Here is a 12,287-nt window from a genome sequence, read left to right on the forward strand (position 1 = left end):
TTTCGATTATTTCGATTATGTTTGTAAGGGTTATCCAAAAAGTCTCAAAATCACTTTTGCATCACTACACTTTGCCAAAGTTTTAATTGCTCGTCGTGCTACGACCTTTGGCAAAGTTGATTACTTTGATTATCAATAATTTTTGAAGTATGTTTGTAGGGGCGTTTTGCAAACGCCCTCTCAAGAAAAACTTTTAGGACAGCCCCCATACAAATCCCCATATCAAAACCTTTTGCAAACGCCTTTTTTAAAAAATCAAATTAATACTAAACAATATGAACACACTGAAATTATTTAGTTTTCTCTCAATATTTTTATGTGGTATTACCGCCTGCAACAAGTCAGGCGGTGATACCCCTATCGAGGAGAATCCTATGCCCGAAACCCCTACTGAATGGGTTTTAGACTTTCAAGAAAATTTCGATGGCAATGCCTTAAACACCGATAATTGGGCAGTGTACGACAATGAATACCTCGAAAAAGAAGGCAAACTCAAACCCGAGAACACCCGCCGTACTTATGCTATTGAAGTAAAAGATGGCTTCCTAAACTGCCTTATCGACAAAGACCCTAAACGCAATGGCTGGTTTATGACAGGCGGTATTGCCCATAAAAAGAACTACAAATACGGCAAATTTGAGTTCAGAATCCGTATGGACGAAGACCCTCATAAGTCTTCCAGCGGTTTAGGACTTACTTGGCCTGAAAGTGAAAAATGGCCTGACGATGGCGAAAATGATATCTACGAGACTGCTCACGAGAACAACACTTGGAATACGAATATCCACTATGGCGTATCTGGTAAAGACCAAAAGTACCAACAAACTTTCCAATACAACAAAAGCGATTGGCACATCGTAGCAATGGAATGGGCGCCTGAGTACATCAAGATTTACATCGATAACAAATTAGTATTGGATCTCAAAGACCCTGTGGCAATAGCCAAAGCTCCTCATCACTTGTGCTTCCAAACCGAAAAAGACATTAACAAACCTTTTACCAAAGCCCTCAAACTCCAAGTAGACTGGGCTAAGGTATATAAATATGTACCTAAAAAATAAATGACTCATCTAAACAAATTGCTTTTCATCCTTATCTGTATGTCCCTATGGCTTGCCCTCCCCATCTATGGGCAAGCCACAAGGGAACATATTTTGTTGGATAACCATTGGAAATTTACCCTCGGACACGCTACCGACCCCTCCAAAGATTTGTACTACCGCGTGTATAACGACTTCTCCAAAACACTCTCCAAAGGTATTAACTTTTCAAGTATCGACTACGACGATAGCTCTTGGCAAATCGTCGACCTCCCTCACGATTGGGCTGTATCCCTCCCTTTCAGTGAAAAAGGCGATTGGTCACACGGCTATAAAGCCTTAGGCAATGCCTTCCCCGAGCGTAGTATCGGTTGGTATAGAAAAACCTTTGACCTCAGCAAAGCCGAAGCTGGCAAACGCATCGAACTGCAATTCGACGGTATCTTTAGAGACAGTAGATGCTGGGTCAATGGCATTTATGTAGGGCAACACCTCAGCGGCTATACGGGCGTAAAGTACGATATTACCGATTTGGTGCATTTTGGCAAGCCTAATGTCATTACCGTAAGGGTAGACGCTACCCAAAATGAGGGTTGGTTTTACGAAGGGGCAGGTATCTATCGGCACGTGTGGCTGAACTCTTACAGCCCTGTGCATTCTTCCCCCGAAGAGGTTTTTATTTATACCAAAAGCATTGGCAAACAAGCCGAAATGCACGCCGAAACTACGGTTTATAACCGAGATACAAGCTCACAAACATTTCAAGTGGAATGGACGGTACTCAACCGCGAAAAAAAAGTAATAGCCACTCACCAATCTGCAAATGCTACTTTTGATCCTAACGAAAAACTAACAGTAAAGAGTAACTTCAATATTCCTAATGTACAACTCTGGGATACCGAACATCCTTATCTGTATACTCTAATAACAAAAATCACTGCTAACGGAAAAACTACCGACCTCATTCACACTCGTTTTGGAGTGCGTACTTTCAGTTATAAACCCGACGGCTTTTACCTCAATAACAAAAAAATGAAAATAAAGGGCGTGTGTGTACATCAAGACCACGCCGGCGTAGGTACGGCTCTATTAGATGAGTTGCAGTACTATCGCGTTGGGCTACTCAAAGCGATGGGTGCCAATGCCTACCGCACTGCCCATCACCCTCACAGCCCTGTCGTGCTTCAAGCCTGCGACAGTTTGGGTTTATTAGTGATGGACGAAACCCGACTCTTAAACAGCGGACGAGAATACCGCCAACAATTTGAAGACCTTATCAAGCGCGACCGCAATCACGCTAGCGTTTTTATGTGGTGCATCGGGAATGAAGAAGAAAAAATCCAAAGCACCGAAACTGGTGAGCGCATTGCGCGTACGTTGGTGAGCTTACAACAGCATTTAGACCCGTCGCGCGTGAGCACTTATGGTGCTAATGTGGGTAATGAAAGTGAAGGTGTGAGTGCTGCCATACCCGTACGAGGCTTCAATTACAACCTCTATGGGCTTACCGATTATGAGAAAGCACACCCTAACCAACCTATCATCGGTACCGAAGTAGCTAGCACTGTGGGTACTCGAGGGGTATATTTGCCAGAAATCGTGCTTGACAAAGCAGGCGGTTACAGCGGTCATTTTGTAGCCGATACCCTCCGCGCTTACCTGCTCGACCAAGACAAGAGTTACCCCAGTTGGGCATCACAAGCACAGCAGTGGTACAGCACAACGGCTAACGACCCTCGTTTTATGGGAGGTTTCGTATGGACGGGTTTCGACTATCGCGGAGAGCCTACTCCCTTTGCGTGGCCTAATATCAGTTCACATTTTGGGGTAATGGATGTGTGTGGTTTCCCTAAGAACGTGTATTATTATTACAAAGCCCAGTGGGGTGAAATGCCTGTGTTACACATAGCTCCTCATTGGAATCTCAACCTGCCACAAGGCTCTATGGTAAAAGTGTGGGTCTATGGCAATACCGAAGAAGTAGAACTTTTCTTAAACGGAAAGTCGCTTGGTAAACAAAAAACACCTACTTTTGGGCATTTGTATTGGGATGTACCCTACGAAAAAGGTACGCTGAAAGCCGTAGGCACTAAGAATGGAAAGCGGGTTACTACCGAAGTTACTACTACCGAAAATCCCTATGCAATTGTGCTCACCCCTCATAAAACACAGCTGAAAGCTGGCAAGCAAGATGTCGTAGTGGTAAACGTGAGTGTAGTAGATAAAAAAGGGCGAGAAGTACCTGATGCTCAGAACCTAATCCAGTTTGAACTCATAGGTGATGCCACCATAGCAGGCGTGGGCAATGGAGACCCCAGTTCGCACGAGAAAGACGCTTTTGCCAAAGAAGAACGTGTAGAGCGCAAACTTTTCAATGGTAAATGCCAAGTGATTATCCGTTCAGGTGAAAAAGGTGGCAAACTGCAATTGCGCGCTACTGCCAAAGGTCTAAAAGAAGCACAAATAATAGTGAAGAGTGAAAAGTGAAAAGTCGCTACACTTTGATAATCAATCACTTTTAGGGTATGTTGTGTAGGGGCGTTTTGCAAACGCCCCCAAAAACAAACGCCCAAAACAAACGCCCTCGAAACAAACACCCAAAAATAAATTCTTGGAAGCTATTATTTTATATATCACAATTCGTATGATTTGTAGGAGATTTAAATAAATTCTTGATTTGTAAAAAAATGTTTAACATAAAACTATCTAAAATACTGCTTTGGCTACTTTGCTTGTGTGGAGCACTGGGCTTTTCGCAAGCAAATATAACAGTGAGCAAAACCCACCCGCGCTATTTTGAAAAAAACGGCGCGACGTGGATTCCTATTAGCACCAACTATCTGCCTATCCAAAACTTTGAAGAAGCTGAAAAATACTTTAAACACTTTGCCGAAAATGGCGGAAATGCGATGCGTATATGGGTAAGCACCGATTTTTTAGAGATAGAAGACCAAAAAGAAGGCAAGTACAACCCCGAGAAGTTAGTGCGTATAGAACAATTGCTACAACTTGCCGAAAAGTATCATATTTATATCAAATTCACCCTGCATCACTTGCGCACTATCTCCAAAAACATCTCACCTGAGGCTTCTTGGTGTAACAGTTATTCATTAGCTACTAAATTCAAGAATGTAAGCGAGTACATAAGTAGCAAAAAAGGCAAAAAGTCCTACTTAAAACGCCTTTCAGCAATAGCCAAAAAATGTGCAAACCACCCATATTTCTACGGTTGGGAACTGTGGAATGAAATGGATTCAGCAGTACCCGAAGCAGAGTGGCTTCCTTTTACCAAAGAGATGCTCGGTAAGGTGAAAAAGTTATGCCCTGAGCAATTGGTTACCCAAACCTTAGGCAGTATGCACGCCCCTTATATGGACGACTACTACAAAAAGTTAGCAGCAATCCCTAATAACGATTTTTTGAGCATTCACCGTTATTTAGACGAGGGAGACAAGTGGCAGCAATATCCTGTCGTAAAAGGAGCAATCGATTCATTAGTGAGCAATGCTGTAAATATCGGATTAGAATTTACTAAAGAAAACCCCAAGCCTATTGTCATCAATGAGATTGGTGCAGTGCAACCCAACCACGCAGGACCTTCAGCGCTTTATCCTAAAGACACAGAAGGCATCTTATTACACGATTTCATTTTTGCGCCTTTCTTTTGTGGCAGTGCAGGTTCGGGCAATACTTGGCATTGGGATCATTATATCGAGCCTAACCAACTGTGGTATCACTTTGGGCGTTTCAAAAATGCTATTGAAGGCATTGACCCTATAAAGGAAGCGATGCAACCTTTTTCATTTAGTTCAATGAATGTAAATTGTTATGGCTTACAAGGGAAAACCAAAACAATTCTGTGGTGCCGAGACCTTGCTAATAATTGGAAAACAGAATTGCACGATGGGCATCCTGCCGAAATAAAACGCAATTTCGAAATACCCCTCAGCCACATCAACAACAAATATACGCATTACAGTATATACGATCCTTGGACTGACAAATGGAAACGACATATACCTATTGAAAGTAACAAGGCTTTAATTCCAGCCTTCAAACGTTCAATAGTAGTGATTTTAGAAGAATAACAAACCATAAAATAATAAACGATTATGAGAATACAACATACTCTATTCTTATTCATTTTCGCTTTGGCGAGTAGCCTCAGCACAGCACAAACCCACAATTGGGAAAACTTAGCGGTAAGCAGTATCAACACCGAAAAAAGCCATAGCCACTATGAGCCAGCTGGAAAAGTACTCCTCAACGGCAATTGGCAGTTTGCCTACTTCAAGCACCCTTCACAAGTGCCTGCCGATTTCTTTTTGGGCAAAGGCATCAGCCAGTGGGACGCTATAAAAGTGCCTTCTAATTGGCAACTGCAAAGCAACCGATATGACCCTCCTGTGTTTACTAATATCAAATATCCGTTTGAGATGAACCCTCCTTATACCCCTAAGGACTACAACCCTACGGGAGTGTATAGAACGCAATTCACTTTGCCTAATAAATGGAAAGGCGAACAGGTGTTCATTCACTTTGCGGGAGTGCAATCGGCAATGGAGTTGTTCATCAATGGTAAGCAAGTGGGCTATCACGAAGATGCAATGCTACCTGCCGAGTTCAACATCACTCCTTACCTAAAAAAAGGAAAAAACGAGCTGTATGTAAAAGTTTTGAACTGGTCGGACGGCAGTTATATAGAAGACCAAGATTTTTGGCGACTCAGCGGTATTTATCGCGATGTATACCTCTTTGCTACCCCCGAGTTGCGTATGCGTGACTTTTCGGTTTATCCTCAGCTCGATGCGCAATACCGCGATGCTACCTTGCAGGTGCAAGTAGAGGTACAGAATTTAGGCGAAAAAGTAAGCGATGCTCTTGTGGTACAAACTACTCTTAAAGACAATAAAGGCAATGTGATAGGCACTGAAAAAGCCTCTATTGCGGATATTGCTGCGGGAAAAGAAGCTACTATTAGTGCCCAAATAGCTGTAAAAAATCCGTTGAAATGGACAGCCGAAACCCCTAACCTCTACAAAGTGGAACTCAGTTTGCTCACCGCCAAAGGCAAAGTGTTACAATCGTTTACTCAAAATGTAGGATTTAGGAAAGTTGAACTAAACAACGGATTGCTCCTTGTGAATGGCAAGCCTGTGAAGTTTAAAGGAGTAAACCGACACGAGTTTGACCCTTATAACGGTCGCACTATCACCCGCCAATCGATGATTGACGATATTATCCTGATGAAAACGCACAACATCAATGCGGTGCGTACCTCACATTATCCCAATCTGCCTGAGTGGTATACCCTCTGCGACGAATATGGCTTATATGTGGTAGACGAAGCCAATATCGAGAGCCACGGATTGTGGGAGAGTGGCTACTATATAGGCGAACGCCCTGAGTGGCAAAAAGATATTGTGGAGCGCAATGTGAATATGGTTGCTCGCGACAAGAACCACCCTTGTATCATCTATTGGTCGATGGGGAATGAATCGGGTTGGGGCAAAAACTTCGATGCGGCTTATGAGGCAATAAAAGCCCTCGACCCTCAAAAACGCCCTGTGCATTACGAATCTAAAAATCCTGCTTATGCGGGCGTGCTCTCGCATTACGATATCATATCTAATATGTACACCGAGCTCAACCACCTGAACAATCTCTTTACCGAAGACCCTAAACGCCCTGTGATTATCTGCGAATACGCCCATTCTATGGGGAACAGCTTGGGTAACTTCCGCAAGTATTGGGAGCTTTTTGCTACCAATGAGCGCTACCAAGGTGGTTTTACGTGGGACTGGAAAGATCAAGCGTTGCGTTGCAAAGATAAGAACGGCAAAGAGTATTGGAACATCATCAATCACATCGACAAGGCAAATGTGAACGATGGATTGGTAAATGCCACAGGCGTTCCTCAACCCGAAATGCACGAACTGAAAAAGGTATATCAGTATTTCAATGTAAAAGATATTGATATCAACACAGGTTTGGTGCTCATCAGCAATAGCAACTACTTTGTAAATAGTGACGAGGTGTATTTGCAATGGGAACTTATCGAAAATGGCAAGCCTATTGCCAATGGGGTAATCAACGACCTGAACATCGCCCCTCAAAGCCAAAGAGCCCTACAAATACCTTTCGATACAAAATTAGTACAAAACGGCAAGGAATACTTTATGAATTTCCGTTTTAAGAATAAAAAAGCTACTACTTGGACTTCAAAAGATTTTGAAGTAGCCAAAGAACAACTCGCCTTCCCTAACTATTTTGTAAGGGAAATCGCTAAACCTTCTGATAAAAAACTAACATTTACTGATGAAGCGACAAACTTCACCGTAAAAGGCGATGATTTTACAGCTGTATTCAGCAAAAAAACAGGCGGTTTAAGTCAATTTACGCATAAAGGGAAAAACCTGCTTTCAGAAGCGATGGTGCCCTCTTTTTGGCGTGTGCCTACCGATAACGATGAAGGTGGTTTTGAACACTCCTATGCCTCAGCTTGGCGCAAAGCGGGGCTAAAAGAAGTTGCAGTAACAGCTACTGAAATGAAAGCTACGCAAATAGGGGAAACCCAAGTGAAAATAGTAGCACACAACCGCATTGAAACCAAAGCGGGCAATATCAGCCAACAAGTAACTTACCTCATCAATGGCGAGGGACGTATAGATATCAGCACAAATGTGGAAGTGCCTGCCTCTGTGCCTCCTTTGGCAAGAGTGGGAATGCTCCTAACGCTCGACAAGAGTTTTAACAAAGTGGAATGGTACGGCAAAGGTCCTTATGAAACTTATGCCGATAGAAAAGAATCGGCTTTTGTGGGTATTCATAATGGTGCGGTAAAGGATATGCACTTCCCTTATGTGATGCCTTCTGAAAATGGCAACCATACCGATACCCGTTGGCTCAAACTCCTTTCGGGTACTACCGAACTGTACATCAGTGCTCCTAAACTCTTTAATTTCAACGTGCAAGACTATTCCGATGATGCGCTGAACCAATCCAAAGAAACCCAAGAACTGCGCCGTGGAGACCACACTTATTTGCACATCGATGAGGCTCAAATGGGTGTAGGAGGAGACGACAGCTGGTCGCCACGCGTACATAAAGAATTTTTACTCAACCAACCCTATTATCATTACGAATTTAGCATTCAGGTAAGAAATTAGAAAATTAGCAAATTTGAAAGATGAGAAAACTCCTCTACATAATATGGGCGTTACTTCCTGCATTGCTCTCAGCGCAGGACTGGGCGTATCTATCCAAAATCACCACTCACAACGGATTGGTAAGCAATGAGGTTACCAGTATGTTGCAGGACTCAAAAGGCTTTATATGGATAGGCACTGATGACGGATTGCACAAGTTCGACGGCTATGATATCACTGTGTATAAGCACAATAGCACCCAGAAGAACAGCCTGGCAGGGAACTCTATCAGGTGTTTGTTTGAAGACAGTCAGCACAACCTTTGGATTGGCTTAAAAGGCGAAGGACTCAGCAAACTGAACCTGCGCACGGGTATCTTCACCACCTACAAACATCAAAAAGGGAGTAATAGCCTCAGCTATAACGATGTAGCGGGCATAGTAGAGGACGAGGCGGGTATGATTTGGATAGCCGTAGACCGCGGCGGACTGGATATGCTCAACCCAAAAACAGGAGTTTTTACTCATTATGACGTTCGAGAAAAAGGCACTTTCCAACCTCTGAATAACGCCCTTACAGGTATGGTAGCTACCAATGGTACGCTCATCCTCAGTTCGTGGGGTGGCGGGGTGTACCGTTTTAACCGCAAGGAAAAACAATTTGAGCTACACCCTTATTGGCATACAAACGACACTGATGAGAAGGTATGCAAGCACATTTTCAACCTCTACAAAGACCCTGAAGGCACGGTTTGGGTATCATCAGCTCACGGTGGTTTGTATAGCTTAAATGAAAAAACAAAAAACTACCAGCGTTATGCGGTGTGTGGTGCAACCCATTGCACACACAATGTGAATGTGCTTTCGGTAGCCGATGACGGTCAGCACAACATTTGGATAGAGACCAACGAGGGCATCAAACTCCTCAACAAAAACACTCACTCCATTACCGACTTGCAAAACCCGCAACTCGCTAATGAAAGTGTGAATCACATCTACCGAGATAAAAGTCAGCTGATGTGGGTGAGTACCGCCTCAGGGATTTACTATTTTAGTCCTACCCCTGCCCAATTCAAATGGGTGAGGTACAAGAATTTTCTTTCGGAAAAACAAGTGCGCGCTATCTTTAAGGACAGCAAAGGCAACCTCTGGATAGGTGGCTTAAACCATATTGATAAACTCAATCCCGATAGGAAAACACTCACTGCTTTTAGCAACCAATCCTACAACCCCAATACTCAGCTCTATCAGGCTTTCTGTGAAGATGCCGAAGGCAATATTTGGATAGGCAACTACGCCAATTACCTCATTAAGTACAATCCTTCGTCCAACAGTTTTAGTCAAGTGCCCATTCCCGTGCCTACCGGTACGAATTACACCTACCGCAACGTCTATCAAATTACCAAAGATTGGGATAATTCCTTTTGGCTTGCTACCGAGTTGGGGGCAATCAACTACCAGCCCGCTACGGGTGTTTTTACCCCGCTATTTGAAAGCGAGAACATTATCTACCCCGAAGATAAAACCCACGTAATTCACCGCGACCAAGACCTCATTTTGTGGGTAGGCACCGAAAAAGGCTTGCGTTGTTACACCCGCGACCTAAAACTCAAACACACCTATACAGCCCTAAAAAACAACACACACGCCCTGAGCAACGACTTTATTACGGCTATCCACGAGAGCAAAGACGGCACCTTGTGGATAGGCACCAAAGGAGGGCTACACAAGTTCGACAAGAAAACCGAACGCTTTGAGCTCATTCGTCGTAAAGGTACCGACTATGGCGACCCTATTTTCGGTTTGGCAGAAGACAACAGTGGCAATCTGTGGATGAGTACCCCTTCTGAAATACTGAAATACACCCCAAAAAGCCAACAGTTTCAAGTGTTCAACGAGTACGATGGCTTGCAAAATTCGGGCTTTCAATTAGGGGCTTTTGCACAAGCCAAAGACGGCGAGTTGCTCATTGGAGGAAAAGACGGTTTTAATACTTTCTATCCTCAACAGCTTACCCTTAACCAAACCCAACCCAAAGTAGTAATTTCCGATTTTCAAATATTCAACAAATCCGTACGACCAGAAGAAGGCGGGGTGCTCAGCGAGGTGATAGATGAGACCCAAAGCATTCACCTCAAACATTGGCAATCAGTAATATCGTTCCGTTTTTCGGCATTGAACTACCGCGCTTCTTTCAAAAACCAATACGCCTATATGCTCGAAGGTTTCGACAGCGATTGGATTTACGACACTTCTGAGCGCATCGCTACCTATACAAACCTCAACCCAGGCACTTACATCTTCAAAGTAAAAGCCACTAACAACGACGGGGTGTGGAGCGAAAAACCCACTACAATTAAGATAGTAGTAGCCCCTCCGCTTTGGCGAACAACTTGGGCTTATATCCTCTACGCCTTGCTGGGGGTGGGCTTATTGGTGCTTATCGTGAAGTATTACACCATCAAGGAAAGAGACAAGCAGAACCTGCGCATCTCGCAATTGGAAGCCCAGCGTATGTACGAAATCAACGAGATGAAAACCAACTTTTTCTCTAATATCTCTCACGAGTTCAAAACACCGCTTTCGCTCATTGTAGGTCCGCTGAACCAAATGGTAGATGATGAGAACTCTCCTAAGGAATACAAAGATAAGTATACAATGATGTTGCGCAACGCCCAAAAACTGATGCGCCTCATCAACCAATTACTCGATTTTAGAAAGTTAGAAAAGAACAAATTAGAGCTGAATTTGCAATACGACGATGTGGTGAAATTTGTAAAAGGAGTGAGTGAAACCTTTGCTTATCTGGCTTTAGAAAAACAAATACAATACACTATCAAGAGTACAATGCCCAGCTTGTGGATGCCTTTTGATGCCGATAAATTAGACAAAATTCTCTACAATCTCATCGGAAATGCCTTCCAATACACCCCCGAAAAAGGCGCAATCACGGTACTCATTGCGACTGTGGTGCAAAACCAACAGAAGTTTTTGCAAATAAAGATAGCCGATACAGGCATTGGCATCTCCAAAGAAGAACAAAAACAGCTCTTTACTGCTTTCTTGCAAGGCAAACGTCAAAAAGAAATCCACAACGAGGGGGCTGGCTTAGGACTCGCCTTCACCAAAGACCTCGTCGACCTACACCAAGGGCATATAGAGGTAGAAAGTGAAGAAAAACAAGGGGCTACCTTCACGGTATTGTTGCCTATTTTAGATGTGCCACAACTCCACGACGAGGCGTCTATCACCTTGCAACAGATAGACACTACCCAAGCAGTAAAAGAAATAACTCCACAAGAAAATGCAACCGACAAGGAAGAAACTATTTTGGTAGTGGAAGACAACGACGATATGCTCGATTATATACAGCATATCCTCAGCGAGCATTTCCACGTACTCTTGGCACGCGACGGCGAAGAGGGCTTAGAATTGGCTATTGCCCACATCCCCGACCTTATCGTATCGGATATTATGATGCCTAAACGCGATGGTATTTCAATGGTAAAAGAACTGCGCGCCAACGAAAAAACAAACCATATCCCTATCATTCTGCTCACTGCCTTAGACAAGGAATCGCAAGTGGTAGAGGGGTACAGTTTGGGCGTAGAAGACTATATCACCAAACCTTTTTCGGCTAAAATCCTCAGCAAGCGCATCGAAAATATACTGCTTTCGCGCAAGAAGTTGTGGGAACAGTACAGCTCCTCCCCTAACCTGAATGTGTACCGCGAAAAACTCATTGGGCAACCTTGGAAAAAAGAGTTTGTAGACAAAGTGAATAACATTGTAATGGAACACCTCAGCGACCCCGAGTTTGGTATCGATGCCCTCGCCGATGCCCTAAATATGAGCACTAACCAACTCTTCAAAAAGGTAAAAGCCATTATGAACACCACCCCTTACAACGTGATTGTACAAATACGTATGACCGCCGCTGCCCAACTGATGAAGCAAGGTAATTTGAACATCTCGGAAGTAGCCTATAAGGTGGGTTACCAAGAGCTATCGAACTTCAGTCGCTCGTTCAAAAAGTTCTACAATGTCTCACCGCGAGAGTATTTGAAAGGAGAAAGTGAAAAATGAAATGTATAAGCTAA

General features: G+C 43.6%; 5 protein-coding genes. All 5 read left to right on the forward strand.

All coding sequences use genetic code 11. The features are described from left to right. Window positions 1-275: 275 nt before the first annotated feature. The 5 genes from CGC57_RS05575 (at window position 276) to CGC57_RS05595 (ending at window position 12,273) form a co-directional block, all read left to right on the forward strand. Complete coding sequence (locus CGC57_RS05575) at window positions 276-1,061, forward strand: glycoside hydrolase family 16 protein (RefSeq protein ID WP_095898311.1); 786 nt, start codon at window positions 276-278, stop codon at window positions 1,059-1,061. Next, window positions 1,062-3,527, forward strand: coding sequence for a beta-galactosidase GalA (galA, locus tag CGC57_RS05580; protein WP_095898312.1), 2,466 nt, complete (start codon window positions 1,062-1,064; stop codon window positions 3,525-3,527). Between the two features lie 200 nt (window positions 3,528-3,727). Next, window positions 3,728-5,128 (forward strand): cellulase family glycosylhydrolase, encoded by a 1,401-nt coding sequence (locus CGC57_RS05585; RefSeq protein ID WP_095898313.1) that lies wholly within the window; start codon window positions 3,728-3,730, stop codon window positions 5,126-5,128. A 24-nt stretch (window positions 5,129-5,152) separates the two neighbouring features. Beyond that, window positions 5,153-8,209 carry a beta-galactosidase, LacZ type gene (gene lacZ / locus CGC57_RS05590; RefSeq protein ID WP_095898314.1) on the forward strand — a complete coding sequence of 1,019 codons (3,057 nt, stop codon included), beginning with the start codon at window positions 5,153-5,155 and terminating at the stop codon, window positions 8,207-8,209. A 20-nt stretch (window positions 8,210-8,229) separates the two neighbouring features. Next, window positions 8,230-12,273 carry a hybrid sensor histidine kinase/response regulator transcription factor gene (locus tag CGC57_RS05595; RefSeq protein WP_095898315.1) on the forward strand — a complete coding sequence of 1,348 codons (4,044 nt, stop codon included), beginning with the start codon at window positions 8,230-8,232 and terminating at the stop codon, window positions 12,271-12,273. Window positions 12,274-12,287: the final 14 nt, after the last annotated feature.

This window comes from Capnocytophaga sputigena (assembly GCF_002302495.1).
In the GTDB taxonomy this organism is placed as follows: domain Bacteria; phylum Bacteroidota; class Bacteroidia; order Flavobacteriales; family Flavobacteriaceae; genus Capnocytophaga; species Capnocytophaga sputigena.

Bases quoted from the DNA above. Each gene is read 5' to 3' on its own strand.
- CGC57_RS05575 (WP_095898311.1), top strand. From the start codon at position 276: ATGAACACACTGAAATTATTTAGTTTTCTCTCAATATTTTTATGTGGT.
- galA (WP_095898312.1), top strand. From the start codon at position 1,062: ATGACTCATCTAAACAAATTGCTTTTCATCCTTATCTGTATGTCCCTA.
- CGC57_RS05585 (WP_095898313.1), top strand. From the start codon at position 3,728: ATGTTTAACATAAAACTATCTAAAATACTGCTTTGGCTACTTTGCTTG.
- lacZ (WP_095898314.1), top strand. From the start codon at position 5,153: ATGAGAATACAACATACTCTATTCTTATTCATTTTCGCTTTGGCGAGT.
- CGC57_RS05595 (WP_095898315.1), top strand. From the start codon at position 8,230: ATGAGAAAACTCCTCTACATAATATGGGCGTTACTTCCTGCATTGCTC.